General features: G+C 65.1%; 20 protein-coding genes. 15 read left to right on the top strand and 5 right to left on the bottom strand.

What is annotated here, in order from left to right:
• Positions 1–93: 93 nt before the first annotated feature.
• Both NG696_RS07980 and NG696_RS07975 read right to left on the bottom strand, forming a co-directional pair.
• Positions 94–498: a RidA family protein gene (locus tag NG696_RS07980; RefSeq protein WP_252567709.1), complete on the bottom strand. Its 405-nt coding sequence runs from the start codon at positions 496–498 to the stop codon at positions 94–96.
• Between the two features lie 570 nt (positions 499–1,068).
• On the bottom strand, positions 1,069–1,290 hold the full coding sequence (locus tag NG696_RS07975) for a hypothetical protein (RefSeq protein ID WP_252575060.1): 222 nt from the start codon (positions 1,288–1,290) through the stop codon (positions 1,069–1,071).
• A gap of 272 nt (positions 1,291–1,562) precedes the next feature.
• Here NG696_RS07975 and NG696_RS07970 point away from each other — a divergent pair, with 272 nt between their 5' ends.
• Positions 1,563–2,258, top strand: coding sequence for an HD domain-containing protein (locus tag NG696_RS07970; RefSeq protein WP_252567713.1), 696 nt, complete (start codon positions 1,563–1,565; stop codon positions 2,256–2,258).
• A 71-nt stretch (positions 2,259–2,329) separates the two neighbouring features.
• Positions 2,330–3,124, top strand: coding sequence for an IclR family transcriptional regulator (locus NG696_RS07965; protein ID WP_252575058.1), 795 nt, complete (start codon positions 2,330–2,332; stop codon positions 3,122–3,124).
• 4 nt (positions 3,125–3,128) lie between these two features.
• Here the strand turns inward: NG696_RS07965 and NG696_RS07960 are convergent, their stop codons facing one another.
• Together NG696_RS07960 and NG696_RS07955 are read right to left on the bottom strand one after the other, a co-directional pair.
• Complete coding sequence (locus NG696_RS07960; RefSeq protein ID WP_252575056.1) at positions 3,129–3,719, bottom strand: RES family NAD+ phosphorylase; 591 nt, start codon at positions 3,717–3,719, stop codon at positions 3,129–3,131.
• 41 nt (positions 3,720–3,760) lie between these two features.
• Entirely contained in the window at positions 3,761–4,153 is a 393-nt protein-coding gene (locus NG696_RS07955; protein WP_252575054.1) for a hypothetical protein, read from the bottom strand.
• A gap of 646 nt (positions 4,154–4,799) precedes the next feature.
• On the opposite strand from NG696_RS07955, the gene NG696_RS07950 reads away from it, so the two are divergent.
• The 8 genes from NG696_RS07950 (at position 4,800) to NG696_RS07915 (ending at position 13,878) form a co-directional block, all read left to right on the top strand.
• Positions 4,800–6,077 (top strand): cytochrome P450, encoded by a 1,278-nt coding sequence (locus tag NG696_RS07950; protein ID WP_252567721.1) that lies wholly within the window; start codon positions 4,800–4,802, stop codon positions 6,075–6,077.
• 2 nt (positions 6,078–6,079) lie between these two features.
• Complete coding sequence (locus NG696_RS07945) at positions 6,080–7,195, top strand: PEP/pyruvate-binding domain-containing protein (protein ID WP_252575052.1); 1,116 nt, start codon at positions 6,080–6,082, stop codon at positions 7,193–7,195.
• A gap of 63 nt (positions 7,196–7,258) precedes the next feature.
• A complete protein-coding gene (locus tag NG696_RS07940) occupies positions 7,259–9,136 on the top strand; it encodes a PEP-utilizing enzyme (RefSeq protein ID WP_252575050.1) in 1,878 nt (625 codons plus the stop codon).
• Positions 9,129–9,902, top strand: a complete 774-nt coding sequence (locus tag NG696_RS07935) for an SDR family NAD(P)-dependent oxidoreductase (protein WP_252567727.1) — start codon at positions 9,129–9,131, stop codon at positions 9,900–9,902. Before NG696_RS07940 ends, NG696_RS07935 begins: the two co-directional genes overlap by 8 nt.
• A 45-nt stretch (positions 9,903–9,947) precedes the next feature.
• Entirely contained in the window at positions 9,948–10,268 is a 321-nt protein-coding gene (locus tag NG696_RS07930) for a 2Fe-2S iron-sulfur cluster-binding protein (protein WP_252567729.1), read from the top strand.
• A gap of 2 nt (positions 10,269–10,270) precedes the next feature.
• Positions 10,271–11,572 (top strand): NAD(P)/FAD-dependent oxidoreductase, encoded by a 1,302-nt coding sequence (locus NG696_RS07925; protein ID WP_252575048.1) that lies wholly within the window; start codon positions 10,271–10,273, stop codon positions 11,570–11,572.
• A gap of 30 nt (positions 11,573–11,602) precedes the next feature.
• Positions 11,603–12,352 carry an HD domain-containing protein gene (locus NG696_RS07920; RefSeq protein ID WP_252567732.1) on the top strand — a complete coding sequence of 250 codons (750 nt, stop codon included), beginning with the start codon at positions 11,603–11,605 and terminating at the stop codon, positions 12,350–12,352.
• The gene (locus NG696_RS07915) at positions 12,349–13,878 is read left to right on the top strand and encodes an aldehyde dehydrogenase family protein (RefSeq protein ID WP_252575046.1); all 1,530 of its coding nucleotides are present in this window, start codon (positions 12,349–12,351) and stop codon (positions 13,876–13,878) included. The genes NG696_RS07920 and NG696_RS07915 overlap by 4 nt, the downstream gene beginning before the upstream one ends.
• A gap of 27 nt (positions 13,879–13,905) precedes the next feature.
• Here NG696_RS07915 and NG696_RS07910 read toward each other — a convergent pair whose 3' ends face one another.
• Entirely contained in the window at positions 13,906–14,916 is a 1,011-nt protein-coding gene (locus NG696_RS07910; protein WP_252567736.1) for a DMT family transporter, read from the bottom strand.
• A 240-nt stretch (positions 14,917–15,156) separates the two neighbouring features.
• Here NG696_RS07910 and NG696_RS07905 point away from each other — a divergent pair, with 240 nt between their 5' ends.
• From NG696_RS07905 to NG696_RS07885, 5 genes are read left to right on the top strand one after another with little or no spacing between them, the layout of a single operon-like run.
• Positions 15,157–15,459 (top strand): urease subunit gamma, encoded by a 303-nt coding sequence (locus tag NG696_RS07905; RefSeq protein WP_252567738.1) that lies wholly within the window; start codon positions 15,157–15,159, stop codon positions 15,457–15,459.
• 14 nt (positions 15,460–15,473) lie between these two features.
• A complete protein-coding gene (locus tag NG696_RS07900) occupies positions 15,474–15,821 on the top strand; it encodes an urease subunit beta (protein ID WP_252575044.1) in 348 nt (115 codons plus the stop codon).
• Complete coding sequence (gene ureC / locus NG696_RS07895; protein ID WP_252575042.1) at positions 15,818–17,530, top strand: urease subunit alpha; 1,713 nt, start codon at positions 15,818–15,820, stop codon at positions 17,528–17,530. Before NG696_RS07900 ends, ureC begins: the two co-directional genes overlap by 4 nt.
• Before the next feature lie 24 nt (positions 17,531–17,554).
• On the top strand, positions 17,555–18,040 hold the full coding sequence (gene ureE, locus NG696_RS07890; RefSeq protein WP_252567744.1) for an urease accessory protein UreE: 486 nt from the start codon (positions 17,555–17,557) through the stop codon (positions 18,038–18,040).
• Positions 18,021–18,731, top strand: a complete 711-nt coding sequence (locus NG696_RS07885; protein ID WP_252575040.1) for an urease accessory protein UreF — start codon at positions 18,021–18,023, stop codon at positions 18,729–18,731. The genes ureE and NG696_RS07885 overlap by 20 nt, the downstream gene beginning before the upstream one ends.
• Positions 18,732–18,752: the final 21 nt, after the last annotated feature.

The following is an 18,752-nucleotide window of genomic DNA, read 5'->3' as shown; positions in this document are numbered from 1 at the left end:
TAACTTCGGACTAAGAGCGCTGGCCAGCGGGGCAGCCGTGGGCCCTCTTTGACCCGCCCCGTCTAATCGCTCAGACGAGGCGGGCGGGGGCTGTCAATCAAGCTGCGCGATGCCGGAAATTTCGACGAGGAATTGAGGTCTAGCCAGGGCAGCGACTCCGACGACGGCGTGGGTGGGCTTGACCGGCCCGGTGAAATACTTCGCCCGGGCAGCGCTCACAATGTGCGCGGTGGCCACGTCTGTCAAATATGTTGTCGTGGAGACGATGTCGGCCAGAGTGCCGCCGGCCTCCTCGACGACACTGCGGAGGTTGGCGAAGACCTGCTCGGTCTGTGCCTCGATGTTGCCCTCGCCGACAATCGATCCGTCGGCATCGAAGGCGACCATGCCGGATATGTGTAGCGTGTCTCCGACACGGACACCGTAGGAGTAGACGGTCCGCTCTGCCGGACCGGCGGGCAAGGCGGCGGGCATGATCGCCCGAGGGGTGGTGTTCATGGTGTTCCTCTGATCTGCTGGTAGGGAACTCGTCAATATCGAATCCTTTCACGCGGAACCGCTCGATCGTGCCGCTGGCGATCCAGCGTTCGATCCAGCTCTCGAAGCTGCCGGCTGTGACCTCGGGGTGGAACTGCACGCCGAGGTAGGGTCCGTCGCTGAATGCTTGCGGCGCGTTTTCGTTGCGCGACCTCTCGTGCAGTTGCATCCAGGGACCTTCGGGGATGAGTTCGTGGTCGTCGGAAGCGATCGCTTTAAATCCTTGTTCGGGACGTGGAGAGGACGATACCCATCCGCCGAGCACGCGTGCCAGCAGTTGGCTCCCGAAGCAGATTCCAGAACCGGCATGCGCCGGTCGACGGCGTCAGCTATGAAGCCGGTCTCCGTGGCCAACCAGGGAACTGTGTTCTCGTACGCCGATTCGTGCGAGCACGCAGGTGACATTGGGCCATGCATGGCGCTTCGGACGGAGACCCGGATTCTCGGGATGGAATTGCCCTGAGGTGCTCGTAACCAGGAAGATCCGGCCGGTGTGGAAACCGGCCGGACCGTTCTCACGTCGGGGGTGTATCAGTCGACGTGCTTGGACAGGGCCACCAGGACGCCTGCCACTGCAAAGTACTTGTTACTGCCGAGATCGCGGACTGTCTTGATCCCCATGCCGGCCAGGAGTTCGGCGTGCTTGTCCGTGAGGCCGGCCAGCGCGGACGGCGGAGCGTCGAGGACTTCCTCCAGGCTCTTGTTTTCGTAGTCTTTGTCGAGTTTCTTGCCCAGCTCGATTGAAACGGCCATGATCATCCTTTGCTCGAACGAAACATTAGACACAACCCGACGGCTGCATTGCCCCGGATCCAGGACGCCAGGAAAATTTCCCGATCCCAGTGGCTACGCTAGCGCAGGCGGGTAGCCCGGGGGAGGAATCCGGCACATTTCCTTCAAAGACCACGACGTGGCCCCGCAGGTACCCGTTGGCGGACGCGCCCGCTTCCGCTATGGCGAGGTGTGATTCCGCTGGGCGGAAGAAATCGTTGCCAGCGGATCCCTTGGCGGGGCACGCTGGTTGGATGACAAAGCTACGGTCGGCAGCCAATCACTCGGGTCTCGACGTTGCGGCAGTCTCTGCCGCGATCAAAGCGGAGCCGGACGGGGTCATCGCCCTGGACCCCCGTCTGGCCGTTATCTGGGAGCTCGCGGCGCCTCTGTTGAAGGTACGGGACAACGACGCCCATACGCTCTACGCCTTTGGGCTGGCCCGCGCACTGCTGGCCGCGCACCCGGAAGCGGATGCCGCCGTCGTGCTTCCGGCGATCATGCTGCACGACATCGGCTGGTCCCAGGTGCCGTCGTCGGATGTCCTGGCAGCAATCGCGCCGGGCGGCGGACGTCCGGACCTTGTGCTGCTCCACGAGAAAGAGGGGGCCAGACTGGCCGCCGGAATCCTCGCTGAGGCCGATTACGATGACGTGAAAGTCCCGGCAATTCTGGACATCATTGACGGGCACGATTCCCGCCGCGAAGCACTCTCCATCGAGGACGCTATCGTCAAGGACGCGGACAAAACCTGGCGGCTCAGTCCACACGGCATCGACACAGTGATGGATTGGTTCGGGCTGGACCGCGGGCAGGCGCTGCGGCTGTGCAGCCAACGCGTCCACGGCTACCTGTTTACCGACGAGGCGAACGCCATGGCGCGGGCGCTGTCTGCGTTGGAATCGGTCACCCTGTGGCCGCAGCGGCAGCGCCTCCTCGACGAGAGCTGAGGAAACGACTTGCGTCACGTCTAGACTCAATTCCGGACGCCGCGAGGCGCACCGGAAACCAGGAGGTCACCATGGCTGGCGGCAGCCGCGAACCCGGACGCACCGTGACCTCCAAGGTGCTGGCCATCCTGGAGGCCTTCGAGAAGTCCCGCGGAGCCCTGAGCCTGACCGACATTGCGGAGAAATCCGGGCTGCCCCTGAGCACGACGCACCGGCTGGTCAACGAGCTGACGGACTGGGGTTTCCTGACGCGCGAATCGAACGGCCGCTACCAGCTGGGCATCCGGCTGTGGGAGCTCGCCCAGAACACCGGCCGGCAACTGCGCGATGCTGCCCGCCCCTACGTCCAGGACCTGTTCTCCCTGACCGGCGAGACCGCGCACCTCGCGATCCGGGCAGGGCATGAAGTCCTCTACATCGACAGGGTCTATGGCTCCAAGCGCGTCCCCCGGGCCTCCCGCGTAGGAGGCCGGCTGCCGATGCACGCCACCGCCGTCGGGAAAGTCATCCTCGCCTTCGAGGAAGACTGGGTCCGGGACGCCTACCTGAACCGGGATCTGGAACGGCCCACCGCCCACACCCACATTGACCCCCGGCGGTTCGCCGCAGAGCTGAGTGAGATCCGCGAGCAAGGCTACGCCATCACCTTGGAGGAGGTGCGGCTGGGTTCGTGTTCCATCGCCGTTCCGGTTTTCCACACCGGCAGGATCGGCGCCGCGATTGGCCTGGTGCTGCCCACCTCCCACGCGTCCACCCTGACCAGGCACCTCCCCGTCCTTAAGGGAATATCGGCCCAGATCGAGCGAGCCACCGCGCGGATCCCGCTGGAAACACTGATTGGCGTGCATCGCGGGGCCAAGGGCTGAGACGTCAGAGCTCCACATCCACGTTGATGAAGGCGCAAAAATTGATAAGCCAGTCCAGATCGGGACCGTTCAGGAAGACTTTTGGTGAAACCCTCCCGGTAAGGCCGAAAGCGTCCTTGGCACGGTCGAAGAAAACGTAAGCCACGCCGGAGTCGAGCCGGCGGCTGGTCCAGACACACCCGTCCAGGCCGGCCTTCCAGGCGGCTTCCGCCCATTTCACCGTGTCGGCGTACCACGTGGACTCTGTGTCAGTCAGCTGGGACCGGTCCAACCCGAAGTGCCGCAGCCCGACACCCCGGAAGGATGCCACTTGCAGCGGCCTGAGCGTCGTGATCCCTGCGGCGATTCGGTCCGCGTATTGCCTAGGAAAGACAGTCCCTCCGGCAGCGGGCAGATGATGGAGTACCGACTCGCAGACAGCCGTTTCCACATCCTCGGCTGCGTAGAGAACGGGCACCGGCACCCCATGCTCGTCGTCAAAGAAAGCGAACCGCGTCGGCTCCCCAATGCCCGGGTTGGATGACGTCGGGAGGCGCTTCCCATTTGGGCCGGCACCGTAAACGCGGTGCAGCAAGGTGCCCTCGGGGATGGTCATCTGCTGAGGGTCGAAAGGGGTCGGAGGGGCGGGTACCGGCCCTACCAACGTTCTGCCAGGTCCTGGCGTGCAGCCTCGATAATTTTGCCCGGCTCATCCATCATCCGGGCCGGGATGCGGCCTTCCAGGTACCCGTTCGGGGAAGCCAGCCAGAGGAGCAGGTGCGAGTCGGACCATCGATTGCGCCGTCCGATGGCGGCAACTTCCGCGATGACGGGCCGGACTTCACCGTGGTCGAACTCGAACCCCGGGAACAGGGTGCCTCGTCCACGTTTCACTCCAAGGATCTTGCCTTCCTTGGCCAACTGGTGGGCCTTGTTCCGGTTCGTCCCGCTGCCGCCCAGGAGGGCGGCAACCGAACCGCTGTCGAACAACCCGTACTCCTTGGCGATGGCACGCCACCGGTTTTCGGACGCCTGCAGGGATCGTGCCACTTCCGGAGTGGCCTCAAGTCCCTGATCTGTGCGCTCCAGTATCTCAGCGAGGGCCCTGGCCGTTCGCCGGAGCTGTTGTTCACCATTCCGGAGACGTTCCTCAACTACGCGGACGGACCCCCGTTTCGGCTGGGACGTCCAGGCCGTCATATTCCGCCGTCCGGTCTTCGCAGGTGCGGTGACATACATCGTCCTCGCAGCCTGGGGTGCCGACTTCCCTGAGGCCCTCGGCGTTGGCTTCTTATGGGTCGACGCGGAGTTTGGCGCCCGTCCTTCGAGGCTGGCCGCGGGACCTTCCGGGACCTTGAGGGTTCCCGGCTTGGACACGCCTGCATCGTTTTGGTGACGGTTCATACCAATAGACATTAGCGTCATTTGCGTTGCTAGCGGTAGAGGTGCAGCCCTTTGGACCGGTCATTGCGGTATTGGTCGGCCAAGGAGACGTGGGCCCAAATGGTCGAGACATCAAGGATGGGGATACTGGCGACCTGTACGGGAAGCCCGACGGCGTCCGCCCAGCACTGACATTGCCTTCCGCTGAGTGGAAGTAAGGGCTGTCATCGGCCGGTGATGTGGACCACACTGGTCACTAAGAACCCCCGCCACCCTGACGGTGCCGGGCGGAACCAAGTCACCAGGAGTCAAGATGTCATCGTCGACAGAAACGGCCGGCCGCTGTCCCTTCGGGTACGGCGCCGAAGCCCCCGCCGGGCACCACGGCTACGAACCTTTCCAGATGAAGGATCCCTTCGGCGCCTACGCCGAGCTCCGGGCCGAGCAGCCCGTCATGTTCGATGAGCGCGTGGGCCTATACGTTGTCTCCCGCTACGACGACATCAAGGCGGTGTTCGAGGACTGGGAAACGTTCTCGAGCGAAAACGCCCAGGCGCCGGTCCGTGAACGCGGTGCCGCCGCGAAGAAGATCATGGAAGAGGGCGGCTTCACCGCCTACTCAGGCCTTTCCGCCCGCCGCCCGCCGGAGCACACCCGGATCCGCGCCGTGGTGCAGAAGGCGTTCACACCCCGACGCTACAAGGCGCTGGAGCCTTTCATCAGGGAGAACGTGGAGGCCCTCATCCAGAAGATGCTGGCCCGTCCGGATCGCCGCGGCGACCTCGTCAAAGACCTTGCTTATGACGTCCCCACCATCACCATCCTGACTCTGATCGGCGCGGACGTCTCCCAGGTGGACACGTTCAAGCGCTGGAGCGACTCCCGCGCCGCCATGACCTGGGGCAACTTGAGCGACGAGGAGCAGGTCCCGCACGCGCACAACCTGGTGGAGTACTGGCAGGAATGCCTGCGCCTGGTCAGGGTGGCACGCGAGCAGGGCGGCGACAACCTCACCGGCGACCTGGTCAGGGCCCAGCAGGACGGCGCCGACATCTCCGACCACGAGATCGCCTCCGTGCTCTACAGCCTGCTCTTCGCCGGGCACGAGACCACCACCACCCTGATCTCCAATGCCCTGCGCGAGCTCCTGGCCCGCCCCGAACAGTGGCAGCAGCTGGTCGAGGACCCCAAAAAGGTCCCCGCCGCTATCGACGAGGTCCTCCGCTTCGCCGGCTCGATCGTCGGGTGGCGCCGCAAGGCACTCAAGGACACCGAAGTGGGCGGGGTGGCCATCGAGGAAGGTTCCCAGCTCCTGCTCCTGATGGGCTCCGCCAACCGCGACGAAAGCAAGTTCACCGGCGGAGACGACTTCGACATCGCCCGGCCCAATGCCCGCGAGCACCTCTCGTTCGGGTTCGGAATCCACTACTGCCTAGGCAACATGCTCGCCAAGCTCCAGGCCAAAATTGCGCTCGAGGAAGTGGCACGGCTCGCCCCGGAGCTGCAGCTGGAGGACCCGGAGGGCGTCGCCTTCCGCGAAAACCTCTCCTTCCGTGTTCCCGAGACCGTTCCTGTCAGTTGGAAGGCCTAACCATGAAAAGCAACGAATTCATCCAGTTCTTCGACGGCGGTGTCACACCGAAGCTTGAAAACCTCGGCGGCAAGGGCGCATCCCTGGTCACCATGACCTCCGCCGGTATGCCCGTCCCGCCCGGCTTTGTGGTCACCACCGCAGAGTTCGACGCCTTTATGGACGAGGCGGGGATTACGGCAAAGATCAACCAACTCCTGGCCGACCTGGACCCGGAGGACCTGAAGCAGGTGGACAGCGTTTCCGCCGCCATCCGCGAGGACATCTGCTCACGGCCCGTGCCCCAGGCCCTGCACGAATTCACCGTGGGCGCCTACGAGTCCCTCATGGCCCGTTTCGACGCCCCGGTGCCGGTGGCCGTACGGTCCAGCGCCACTGCCGAAGACCTGCCGGATGCCTCGTTCGCCGGCCAGCAGGACACGTACCTCTGGCTCGACGGCGTCAATGCCGTCACCGAGCACATCCGTCAGTGCTGGGCTTCCCTGTACACCTCCCGGGCCATCATCTACCGGCTCAGGAACAACATCCCCAACGAAGGCCTGTCCATGGCCGTGGTGGTCCAGAAGATGGTGAACTCCCGGGTCTCCGGCGTCGCCATCACCATGGATCCCACCAACGGGGACCGCTCCAAAATCACCATCGACTCCTCTTACGGGATGGGCGAGATGGTGGTGTCAGGCCAGGTCACACCGGACAACATCGTCCTGGACAAGGTCACGCTCGCCGTCGTCGCCGATCACCTGGGCGACAAGCACGCCGAACTGGTCCCGGACGCAGGAGCCAAGCGCCTGGTGGAACGCGAGGTCGACGCCGAACGCCGCGGCCGCCGCAGCCTCACCGATGCGGAACTCACCGCCGTCGCGCAGATGGCCAAGCGTGCCGAGAAGCACTACAAATGCCCCCAGGACATCGAATGGGCCCTCGATTCGGACCTGCCGGACGGCGAAAACCTGCTGCTGCTCCAGTCCCGCCCGGAGACCGTGCACTCCTCCAAACCGTCCGCGCTGCCCACGGTCACCACGGGCGGCTACTTCACCGGGCTCCCCAGCAAGGCGCCGGCCACCGGCGGCTTCAGCCTCGGCAGCATCACGGCTTCGCTGCTCAAACCCTCCATCTAAGGCTTCACTTTTAAGGCTTCACCCACCAAGGCTCATCGCCGAGCCCGTATTGAAAGGACCGCCATGTCCCTGAAGTCCTTCCCCAAACCCTCCGAGCTCGCGGTCCCCGCCGGCGCCGAAGGCTGGGAAAAGATCTACCCCTATTACTTGGTTTTCCAGGACAAGCTCAAGGAGCAGGAAGACGCCAAGTTCTGGTTCTGCGACAGCCAGCACTGGCCCACCGTGTTCAAGCCGTTTGAAACCATTGGCGGCGAATTCGCGGTCAAGTGCCTGGGCCAGTACAACGCCCGGCACCTGATGATCCCCAACGCCAACGGCATCGAGTTCCGCATCCACCTAGGCTACCTCTACATGTCTCCCATTCCCGTGCCGGAGGATCAGATCGCTGCCCGCGTGCCCCTGTTTGGGGAGCGGATCGGCCACTACTTCCAGAACTGGGACCAGTTGCTCAAGGAGTGGCACGTCAAGGTCAAGGGGACCATCGAGGAGATGGAAACTATTTCCTTCCCCAAGCTCCCGGACATGGTCCCGATGGACGACATCGTGTCCGGCAAGGGCAAGGACGGCTCAGAGAAACTGCTGGAAAGCTACGACCGCCTCATCCAGCTGGCGTACCAGAACTGGCAGTACCACTTCGAGTTCCTGAACCTGGGCTACATCGCCTACCTGGACTTCTTCAACTTCTGCAAAGAGGTCTTCCCCAACGTTCCGGATCAGTCCATCGCCACCATGGTGCAGGGCGTGGACATGGAACTGTTCCGCCCCGACGATGAGCTCAAGCAGCTGGCGAAGCTCGCCGTGGAACTGGGACTCCAGACTCATTTCAGCAAGGCCAGCAACACGGACGACGTCGATGCCACCTTGGGTGCCATCGCCGCCGCTCCCGGCGGGGACCGCTGGATGGCCCAGTACGAAGGCGCCAAGGACCCGTGGTTCAACTTCACCGTGGGCAACGGATTCTATGGCCACGACAAGTACTGGAACGAGTACCAGGAAATCCCGCTGGGCTACATCGCTGACTACATCCGCCGCGTGGACGAGGGCCAGGAGATCATGCGGCCCACGGAGGCCCTCATCGTCGAACGCGACCGCATCATCGAGGAATACCGCGACCTGCTTGAGGGCGAAAACCAGGCCCTTTTCGACGCCAAGCGCGGCCTCGCTGCCACCGCCTACCCGTACGTGGAGAACCACAACTTCTACATCGAGCACTGGACCATGGGCGTCTTCTGGCGCAAGATCCGCGAGCTGTCCCGCATGATGCAGGCTGAGGGCTTCTGGACCGAATCGGACGACCTGCTCTACCTGGGCCGCAACGAGGTCCGTGACGCGCTCTTTGACCTGGTCACCGGCTGGGGTGTGGGCGCCAAGCCCATCGGCCCGGACTACTGGCCGGAGGAAATCGAACGCCGCCGCGGCATCGTCGATGCCCTCAAGACCGCCCGTCCCGCCCCGGCCCTGAACACCCCGCCGGAGTCCATCACCGAACCCTTTACCCGGATGCTCTGGGGCATCACCACCGAGCAGGTCCAGCAGTGGCTGGGTGCCGGCGAAGAAGTGGAGGGCGGCGGCCTGCGTGGCATGGCAGCCTCGCCCGGTGTGGTGGAAGGACTGGCCCGCGTCATCACAGATGCGGACCAACTCTCCGAGGTGCAGCAGGGCGAGATCCTGGTGGCAACCGTTACCGCACCGTCCTGGGGTCCGATTTTCGGCAAGATTAAGGCCACCGTCACGGACATCGGCGGCATGATGAGCCACGCCGCGATCGTTTGCCGCGAATACGGGCTCCCCGCCGTGACCGGAACCGGTTCGGCATCCACCACCATCAAAACCGGCCAGCGGCTGCGGGTGGACGGGACCAAGGGAACGGTGCAGATCCTTGACGCCGAGGACGAGCTGGTCGTCGCCGGCCCCGGCGCCCAAAGCCATAGCCATGTCTGAACTGAACGTGCCTGCAGCCCAGAACGACGGCAAAACCGTCCTGATCACCGGTGCCGCCGGCGGGCTGGGTCGGGCGTTTGCGCTCGGCTTTGCCAGCCGGGGTTACCGGGTGGCTGTGGCCGATATCAATCTTGAAGGTGCCGAGCAGACAGCGAAGCTGGTCCGCGAGGCCGGTGCCGAAGCGACGGCCTTCTCCGCGGACGTCACCAGTGTGGACTCCACGGAGGACCTCGCGAAAAGCTGCGCGGAGTTCGGGAACGGAAGCATCGACGTCGTCCTTAACAACGCAGCGGTGTACGCGGGGGTGACCCGCAGCCCCTTTGAGGACATTGATCCGGCCGAATGGGACCTGGTGATGAACGTGAACCTCAAGGGCCCCTGGCTGGTGACCCGCGCGGCGAGCCCCTACCTGCGCGAAGGCGGGCGCGTCATTAACCTCTCCAGCGCCACGATCTTCAGCGGCTCGGAACAGTGGCTGCACTACGTTGCCTCCAAGGGTGGCGTGGTGGCACTGACCCGGGTCATGGCCAAGGAACTGGGCCGGCGGGGGATCACGGTCAACGCGATCGCCCCCGGCTTCACCCTCACCGAGGCCAGCTACGGGCTGATGGAGAACGCCGAGAACTACGGCGTGGACCGCGGAGCCATCAAGCGGGCCAGCCAGCCGGAGGACATCGTGGGTGCCGCGCTCTTCCTCGCCGGGCCGGACAGCTCCTACTACACCGGCCAGACCATGGTGGTCGACGGCGGCCGGCAGTTCATCTGACCGCCGTCCCCACCTTCCAACTCACTTCAATCCAAAGGAGGACCAATGCCAACGGTTCACTTCACCGACGCCGAAGGCGCTGTCCGCGACATCCAGGGCAACGTGGGCGACTCGGTCATGGAAACCGCGGTGCGCAACGGCGTCCCCGGAATCGTGGCTGAATGCGGCGGCTCGCTGTCCTGTGCCACCTGCCACGTGTTTGTCCGGGAGGACTGCGTTTCGCAGCTCCCGCCGATGGAAGACATGGAGGACGAGATGCTCTACGGCACCGCGGTCGACCGTGAGGACACCTCGCGGCTGTCCTGCCAGCTGCGCCTGACGGACGAGATCGAACTGTTCGTCACCACCCCGGAAACCCAGGTGTAGCCGTGGGCACGCACGCAGTGGAGCAGGCAACTGACACCGCCACGGTTCCTACCCGCACCGGGCTCCTGATCATCGGCGCCAGCCAGTCAGGAGTGCAGCTTGCGGTATCGCTCCGGGCGCTGGGCTTCGACGAGCACATCACCCTGCTCGGGGATGAGGACCACCGCCCGTACCAGCGGCCGGCGTTGTCCAAGGAATTCCTGCAGGGCACGGTGGAGAGCGAATCGCTGATCTTCCGCTCCAACGAGTACTGGGCCGAGCACAACGTGGACCTGGTCAAGGGCGAGTACATCGTCCGGATCGACAAGGAAGCGGACGGTTCCGGGGTGGCGCATGCGTCCTCCGGCCAGCAGTTCCCCTTCAAGCGGCTGGCCCTCACAGTGGGTGCCCGTGCCCGCAAGCTGGAAATTGAAGGCGGCGACCTCGACGGCGTGCTGTACCTGCGCAACGCCGACGACGCCCTGGCGCTCAAGGCCCGGGTAGGCGACGCCACGGATGTGGTGGTGATCGGCGGTGGGTTTATCGGCCTCGAGGCCGCGTCCAGCCTGCAGAAGATGGGCAAAAACGTCACCGTGCTCGAATTCGGGCCGCGGCTCGTTGGCCGTGCTGTGGGGGAGGAGACTGCCGAGTACTTCCTTCAGGCACACCGCTCCCGCGGCTTGGATATCCGGCTCAAGACGAGTGCTGCACGCTTTACCCCGGCGGACGGCGGCAAGGCGGTTGCCGCCGTCGAGCTTCAGGGCGGCATGGTTTTGCCTGCCCAGATCGTGCTGATCGGCATCGGCGTCATCCCTAATACCCAACTTGCTGAACAGCTGGGGCTGGACGTGGAGAACGGGGTGGTGGTGGACCGGTTCGCGCTGGCTTCGGACGGCACCACGGTGGCGATCGGCGACTGCGCCAACATGCCCAACCCCGTGCCAGGCTCCACTCCGGGTGAGCGGATCCGGCTGGAGAGCGTCAACAACGCCATCGAGCATGCCAAGGTGGCCGCGTACTCGCTCACCGGCCGCCGCGAGGAATACGCTGGCATCCCGTGGTTCTGGTCCAACCAGGCCGACCTCAAGCTGCAGATCGCCGGCCTGTGCAACGGCTTCGACCAGACGGTCCTCCGGCGCGATGAGGAACGCGGGAAATTCAGCGTCCTCTACTACCGGCAGGGCCGGATCATCGCCGCCGACAGCGTCAACGCACCCTTGGACTTCATGGCGGTGAAGAACGCCCTGGCTAAGGGCCAGAACATTCCGGCCGACGCCGCGGCGGACCCCGCCACCCCCCTCAAGACCATCACCACGGACAGCTAGCCGCCAGGCCGGCCCACCCGAAGGAGCATTATGAGCACCCACCAGACTCCGGTTGCCGCGGCGGGCCCCGTCGACGCCGGCACCGATCCCACTGATACGTTGGCCGAGGCTTTCGCCGCCGAATACAGGGTCCGTCCCATTCCGGCGCCCGGCCCGGTGGACACCACTCCCATCAGCACCACGCCCGCTGCCCTCGAGGAGCTCGACGCGCTCTGGCAGGCGGTGGTGCACGAGACCCGGACCCGAGGCAACGACATCCACCTGCCGATTTCCCTAGCGTTCGCCGAACGCCTCTGCCGGGCCTACCCCGATGCCGACGCCGAAATGGTGCGGGTAGCCACCCTGCTGCACGACACCGGGTGGGCCCACGTGGATGAATCCCGGATCATCTCGGAGGGGTTCGCGGGGGACTGGCGCAAGGCTGCCATCCGCTACGAACATGAGCAACAGGGCTGCAACGTGGCACGCCGGGTGCTGCCGGGGCTGGGCTATTCCCCGGCCTTTGTGGAACGCGTCTGCGAAATCATCGACGAACACGACACCCGGCCCGTGGCCCGCTCGCTGGAGGACGCACTCATGCGCGACGCCGACCGGCTGTGGCGGTTCGACCACGCCGGAATTGCCCTGGCTTCCACCTGGTTCAAGATGGATCCGGCCACCTACACCGACAGGCTTGCCGCCGAAATCGTGCCCGAACTCATCACCCAGGCCGCAGTGGAGATGGCCACCGCGGACCTCAACCGTTCCAACGCCCTGCTGAAGACGGCGGTAATCCGATGACCTCCGCGACCCATGATGCTCCGGCCCTGAGTGCCCGGACGGGCCTCGCCCTGCCGCATACGCACGTGGAGACGATTTTCATCGACGGTGCCTGGCAGCCCTCACACGGCACCGGCCGGAACCCGGTGACCGATCCCGCCACGGGCGAAGTGTGGGGCTCGGTGCCGGACGGCACCCCCGAAGACGTGGACGCCGCCGTCGGCTCCGCCCAGCGGGCGTTTTCTAGTGCCGGCGGCCCCGCGTGGCCACGGCTGACCCCTTCTCAGCGGGCCGCCTACCTGGTCCGGATTGCCGAGGAAGTGGAAAAGCGCGCCGACGAGCTGTCGCTGACGAACTCGCGCGAAAACGGCTCTCCGGTGGCCGAATCCGCCGGCGCGGCGGCCAATGCAGCAAGTATCTTCCGGTACTTCGCGACCCTGGCCGAATGCCTGGAGCGTGAGGACGTCCGCCCGTTCCCGCGCGGCGGCGGGGAGTCCGTGGTCCGGCGCGAACCGCTGGGAGTCTGCGCGCTGATCGCGCCGTGGAACTTCCCCATCAACCTCGTGGTCATCAAACTGGCGCCGGCGCTGCTGGCCGGCTGCACCGTGGTGATCAAGCCGGCGTCGCCCACGCCCCTATCCATCCGCGTGATCATCGACGCGATCGCCGCGGCCGGGGTCCCGGCCGGGGTGGTCAACCTGGTCACGGGTTCCGGCCGGCTGGGAGATGTGCTGGTGAAGCACCCGGGCGTGGCCAAGGTGGCGTTCACGGGCTCGACGCCGGTGGGCCGGAAAATTGCCGCGGCCTGCGGTGAACTGCTGCGCCCGGTCACGCTGGAGCTGGGCGGAAAATCCAGCGCCATTGTGCTGCCGGACGCGGACCTGGACGCCATGTCCGGAGTGCTGATCAAGTCCTCCATGCGTAACACCGGGCAGACCTGCTACATCTCCACCCGGATCCTCGCCCCGGCAAGCCGCTATGACGAGGTGGTGGACATGGTCACGGCCACGATTGCCGCCGGGAAGCAGGGTGATCCGCTGGAGCCGGACACCGTGTTTGGTCCGTGCGCCACGGAGACCCAGTACCGGACCGTGCTGGAGTATGTGGACTCGGGGCTGGCCGAGGGTGCCCGCGCCACCACAGGAGGCCGGGCCGCGTCGCTGTCCGGGGGGCTGGAGCACGGCTATTTCGTGGAACCCACGGTGTTCGCCGACGTCACCCCGGACATGCGCATCTCCCGTGAGGAGATTTTCGGGCCGGTGATCTGCATCCTCAAATACGACGACGCCGGCGGCAGTGTTGAGGAAGCGGTGGCCCTCGCCAACAACACCGAGTTCGGCCTGGGCGGGCTGGTCTTCGGCAACGATCCGGACGCCACACTCGCCGTGGCAGACCGCATGGACACGGGCTCTGTTGGCCTGAACTTCTTCGCCTCAAACCATGCCGCACCGTTCGGGGGACGGCACAACTCCGGCCTCGGCACGGAGTACGGGATTGAAGGCCTGAACGCGTACCTGAGCTACAAGTCCATTCACCGGAAGCCGTAGCCCGCGGCGGTGGCGTCCGCTTCCGGCCTACCGGGGTCCCCGTCGCCAGAACTTCCGCAGTGCTGATCCCGGCAGCGCGGCCACGACGATCGCGGCCAGTGTGAGCAGAGTGCCGAACACCGTCTGCGGATAAATGGCGCTGCCAGCCACCGGCAGCAGCCAGTCCATGAGCAGGGCTCCGATCAGCTGACCGGCGATCATGCTCAGCCCGGTCAGCAGCACGCCGATATGCCGGATCAGCAGGGCGCTCAGGACCAGGTTGATGCAGCCCAGCACGCCGCCGGTGTACAGCCACGGCTCGGCCGGCAGCGTGGGCAGACCCCCGGTGAGGGCCAGTTTCAGCACCCAGATCAGCGCCAGCCCGACACTGCCGACCACATAGTTGATCAGGGTCCCCGGAATCGGCGACCGGACCTGCGCGGCGATTCTGCCGTTCACGGCGTGCTGGAAAGTCATCAGGATCCCGGCCAGGACAACAAGTGCGAGCGGGACCAGCATGGCGGCCGGATCCGGCACGCCGTAGAGCCGGGGCGACACCGCCCAGAACACCGCGCCCACCGTGAGCAGCACACCGAGCACCCGCAGCGCGGTAATGGCCCGTTTGCCGCCGGGACCCAACCCGATCCGGTCCACGGCCAGCCCGCTGACCGTCTGGCCGGTCACCACCGCCACGGTATAGATGGCGATCCCGACGCCTGCGACAAAGCTGGTCTGGGCAAAGATAAAGTAGGCGCCGATGACGCCAGCGGCATGGAAGTACCAGGGGATGGTGCGCTGGCGGGTGCCGGAGAGGAGTTTGCCGAACGCGGCGCGGCCGCTGGGGAGGACGAGTGTGGCAGCGGCCATGATCAGGGCGGCACCGCCGAAGCTGAACAACCCGGCCAGCAGCGGATCCTGCAGCCGTTGCCCCAGCTCGCCGTTGATCCGGGCCTGCAGTGGCAGGGTCAGGCCTGCGGTAACAGCCAGCGGGATGCCCGCGGCCAGTACGCGTGCTGCCGATCTGAGCTGCGGAACCGGTTCGGTGTGCGGCGTGGTCAAGGTGTTCCCCCGTAGGCAGGTGTGCTGGATTGTCGCCGTCGACAGGGGACTTTCGACCATATCACCGGGGTATGCGGGAGGTGCAGTTGGAGACGAAGGGGACGGCGTTGGTTAGGGCCCCAGATCCTGGTGAGACTCTGATAGTCTTCAGTCATCCACGGGCCTCCCGGTCGCCTCTTTGGCCGGTTGTAGATAACGAGTGGGAGCTCGCGATTTATCGCGAATGATTGGGAGGCTTTAATGCATCTAACGCCACGCGAAAGCGAAAAACTGATGATTGTGGTTGCTGCCGATCTTGCACGACGCCGGCAGAAGCGCGGACTTAAGCTCAACCATCCGGAATCCATCGCGATCCTTACCTATGAGCTGGTCGAGGGCGCCCGCGACGGACGCCGGGTCGCCGATCTTATGAGCTATGGCACCACCATCCTGACCAGGGAAGATGTCATGGAAGGTGTCGCCGACATGATCCATGACGTCCAGGTCGAGGCGACGTTCCCGGACGGCACCAAGCTCGTCACCGTGCACAACCCCATTCGCTAGGCGAAGGAGAACCCATGAAACCCGGCGAATACGTCCTCCGCCCGGAGCCCATCACGTGCAATTCGGGCCTCATTCCCCGCGCCCTGGCCGTGATCAATCGCGGTGACCGCCCAATCCAGGTGGGGTCCCACTATCATTTCTTCGAGGTGAACGATGCCCTCGAGTTCGACCGGGATGCGGCCCACGGCTTCCGGCTGGACATCCCGGCAGGCACTGCTGTGCGGTTCGAGCCCGGTGATGCCAAGACGGTCAACTTGCTTGCTCTCTCGGGCGAGCGTGCGGTGTTCGGATTCCGGGACCGCATCAACGGCCCGCTCGAGCCGAGCCGCGGCCTGATCTCCCTGCAGGACGACACCAAATGAGCTTCGAGCTGAGCCGCAAACAGTACTCGGACCTCTACGGCCCCACCACGGGAGACGCAGTTCGCCTGGCGGACACTGATCTGTTCCTCGAGATTGAGCACGATCACACCAACTACGGTGAAGAAGTCGTGTTTGGCGGCGGCAAGGTCATCCGTGACGGCATGGGCCAGAACGGGCAGCTGGTCCGGGACGAGGACATCCCGGACACCGTGATCACGAACGTGATCGTGTTGGACTACACCGGCATCTACAAAGCCGATGTGGCCCTGCGCGACGGGCACATCTTCAAAATCGGCAAGGCTGGAAACCCTCAGATTTCCCAGGGTGTGAACATCACCATCGGTGTCGCTACCGACATCATCGCGGGCGAGGGCAAGATCCTCACCGCCGGCGGCATTGATACGCACGTGCACTTCGTAAGCCCCGATCAGGTGCCGGTGGCCTTGGCGTCGGGGATCACCACGCTGATCGGTGGCGGTACCGGACCGAGCGAAGGGACCAAGGCCACCACCGTTACTCCGGGTGCCTGGCACATTTCACGCATGCTTCAGGCCATGGAGAACCTGCCGATCAATATCGGCCTGCTCGGCAAAGGCCACGCAAGTGCCATCGAGCCCCTCGCGGAACAGATCCGGGCCGGCGCCATCGGGCTGAAAGTTCACGAAGACTGGGGCGCCACCACGTCCTCGATCGACATGTCATTGCGCGTGGCTGACGAGTATGACGTGCAGGTGGCCATCCACTCCGACACGCTCAACGAGTGCGGCTTCGTCGAAGACACCATCCGGGCCATCGGCGGCCGCGTCATCCACACGTTCCACACCGAAGGCGCCGGCGGCGGGCATGCCCCGGACATCATCAAGATCGCGGCGCTGCCCAACGTCCTGCCGGCGTCGACCAATCCCACCCTGCCGTACACGGTCAACACCATCGACGAACACCTCGACATGCTGATGGTCTGCCACCACCTGAGCCCGGACATCCCCGAGGATGTGGCCTTCGCCGATTCGCGTATCCGCAAGGAGACCATCGCAGCGGAGGACGTGCTGCACGACATGGGCATCTTCTCCATCACCAGCTCCGACTCCCAGGCCATGGGCCGGGTCGGCGAGGTGGTCCTGCGCACCTGGCAGGTAGCGGACGCCATGAAGCGCCAACGCGGAAAGCTCGACGGCGACCCCGAGGTGGGAGACAACTTCCGACTCAAACGCTTCGTGGCCAAATTCACGATCAACCCGGCGATCGCCCACGGCATCGCGGACTCGGTCGGAAGCGTCGAAGAGGGCAAATTTGCCGACCTTGTGCTCTGGGACCCGATGTTCTTCGGCGTCAAGCCCGAGCTCGTGCTCAAGGGCGGGCAGGCGGTCATGAGCGTTATGGGGGATCCCAACGCCTCCATCCCCACGCCGCAGCCACGCACCCTGCGCGGCAACTTCGGGGCACTCGGCACCGCGGTACATGCCTCATCGATCACGTTTCTTTCCCAGGCCGCCATCGCCGCCGGAGTCCCCGAGCAGTTGGGCCTGCGCCGCGTGATCCGGCCGGTGAGCGGTATCCGTACCCTCACCAAGGCAGACATGAAGCACAACGGCGCGACGCCCGATATCGGCGTTGACCCGGAAACCTACGAGGTGACTGTCGACGGCGAGCCAATCTCGGCGGAGCCCTCGACGGTGCTGCCCATGGCGCAGCGCTACTTCCTCTTTTAGACACATATCCCTAAGGGGGCATATATGATCATCGACCACGTCATCGCCAACCGGCATGATCTCCCCGAGGACGAGCTGGCCGGCCTCCACGAGGAACAGGTTCTCCTGCCGAGCGCGGAACTCGTCAAGAAAATCCAGCGGGTGACCACCGACCACGGCCGTGAGCTGGGCATCCGGCTCAGCGATGCCGCCGGCCCGGTGCGGGACCTCCGCGACGGCGACATCCTGTTCCGCGACCACAAAACAGTCATCGTGGTGACTGCCCTGGCAACCGACGTCCTGGTTATTGCCGCGCGCAGCATCCGTGAAATGGGGGTTGTGGCGCATAACCTCGGCAACCGGCATATGCAGGCGCAATTCTTCGACGCCGACAGTGAATATGCCGCCGAGGTGATGGTGGTGCAGTACGACCACACGATCGAGGACTACCTGATCCACGTTGGCGTGCCGTACTCGCGCCAGGAACGTGTGGTGCCCGTGCCGTTCCGCCATGCCGAACACACCCACTGAGCGCGTGAACGAGCCGCCGTCGTACCTGCTGCCGCTGTTGCAGCTCTCTGACTCCGCGCTCCCCACCGGCGGGTTCAGCCATTCCTTCGGGATGGAGACGTTCCTGGAACGTGGACTCATCGACGGCGAAGCGAGCTTCGCCAGCTGGTTGAGCCAGTTTGTGAGCATCCAGCTGACGTACAGTGACGGGTTCGCCCTGCGCCTGGCGTACGAGGCGTACTCGGTTGACGATGTTGCCCGGGTCGACCGGATGATAGCCGCGGCGGCGCTGCCCCGTGAAGTGCGCGAGGCGGGGACCAAGATGGGCGCACGGATGCTGGCCATCGCCGGTACCGTGGCGCCAGGTGCCCGGCTCGCGGGCTACGCGGCCGACGTCGGATCTGGGCGTTGCGCCGGGCATCCGGCGGTCGCGTTCGGCGTTGCCGGCCGGCAGTTGGGCGTCCCGCTGGAGGAATTGCTCGCGAGCTACCTCTTCACGGCGGTCACGTCACTGACCCAAAACGCCATCCGTGCCATCCCCGTCGGGCAGGACGCCGGGCAGCGTGTGCTTCTGGGAACGCATCCCAACATCGTGGATGCCGTCCGCCGGATCCAGGCACTCGAAGCCGACGACTTCGGGATCACCGCCCCTGGCCTCGAAATCGCCCAGATGCGCCACGAACGCCAGCGCGTCCGCATGTTTATGTCTTAGCAGTCCGCGATTCGCCGCACC

This window comes from Pseudarthrobacter cellobiosi (genome assembly GCF_023913755.1).
Taxonomy (GTDB): domain Bacteria; phylum Actinomycetota; class Actinomycetes; order Actinomycetales; family Micrococcaceae; genus Arthrobacter; species Arthrobacter cellobiosi.
Note: the sequence above shows the minus strand (reverse complement) of the source record. Positions and strands in the feature narration are given on the sequence as shown.

Excerpts from the sequence above, each read along its gene's own strand:
- NG696_RS07980 (WP_252567709.1), bottom strand. The coding sequence starts at position 498 with ATGAACACCACCCCTCGGGCGATCATGCCCGCCGCCTTGCCCGCCGGT.
- NG696_RS07975 (WP_252575060.1), bottom strand. The coding sequence starts at position 1,290 with ATGGCCGTTTCAATCGAGCTGGGCAAGAAACTCGACAAAGACTACGAA.
- NG696_RS07970 (WP_252567713.1), top strand. The coding sequence starts at position 1,563 with ATGACAAAGCTACGGTCGGCAGCCAATCACTCGGGTCTCGACGTTGCG.
- NG696_RS07965 (WP_252575058.1), top strand. The coding sequence starts at position 2,330 with ATGGCTGGCGGCAGCCGCGAACCCGGACGCACCGTGACCTCCAAGGTG.
- NG696_RS07960 (WP_252575056.1), bottom strand. The coding sequence starts at position 3,719 with ATGACCATCCCCGAGGGCACCTTGCTGCACCGCGTTTACGGTGCCGGC.
- NG696_RS07950 (WP_252567721.1), top strand. The coding sequence starts at position 4,800 with ATGTCATCGTCGACAGAAACGGCCGGCCGCTGTCCCTTCGGGTACGGC.
- NG696_RS07945 (WP_252575052.1), top strand. The coding sequence starts at position 6,080 with ATGAAAAGCAACGAATTCATCCAGTTCTTCGACGGCGGTGTCACACCG.
- NG696_RS07940 (WP_252575050.1), top strand. The coding sequence starts at position 7,259 with ATGTCCCTGAAGTCCTTCCCCAAACCCTCCGAGCTCGCGGTCCCCGCC.
- NG696_RS07935 (WP_252567727.1), top strand. The coding sequence starts at position 9,129 with ATGTCTGAACTGAACGTGCCTGCAGCCCAGAACGACGGCAAAACCGTC.
- NG696_RS07930 (WP_252567729.1), top strand. The coding sequence starts at position 9,948 with ATGCCAACGGTTCACTTCACCGACGCCGAAGGCGCTGTCCGCGACATC.
- NG696_RS07920 (WP_252567732.1), top strand. The coding sequence starts at position 11,603 with ATGAGCACCCACCAGACTCCGGTTGCCGCGGCGGGCCCCGTCGACGCC.
- NG696_RS07915 (WP_252575046.1), top strand. The coding sequence starts at position 12,349 with ATGACCTCCGCGACCCATGATGCTCCGGCCCTGAGTGCCCGGACGGGC.
- NG696_RS07905 (WP_252567738.1), top strand. The coding sequence starts at position 15,157 with ATGCATCTAACGCCACGCGAAAGCGAAAAACTGATGATTGTGGTTGCT.
- NG696_RS07900 (WP_252575044.1), top strand. The coding sequence starts at position 15,474 with ATGAAACCCGGCGAATACGTCCTCCGCCCGGAGCCCATCACGTGCAAT.
- ureC (WP_252575042.1), top strand. The coding sequence starts at position 15,818 with ATGAGCTTCGAGCTGAGCCGCAAACAGTACTCGGACCTCTACGGCCCC.
- ureE (WP_252567744.1), top strand. The coding sequence starts at position 17,555 with ATGATCATCGACCACGTCATCGCCAACCGGCATGATCTCCCCGAGGAC.
- NG696_RS07885 (WP_252575040.1), top strand. The coding sequence starts at position 18,021 with ATGCCGAACACACCCACTGAGCGCGTGAACGAGCCGCCGTCGTACCTG.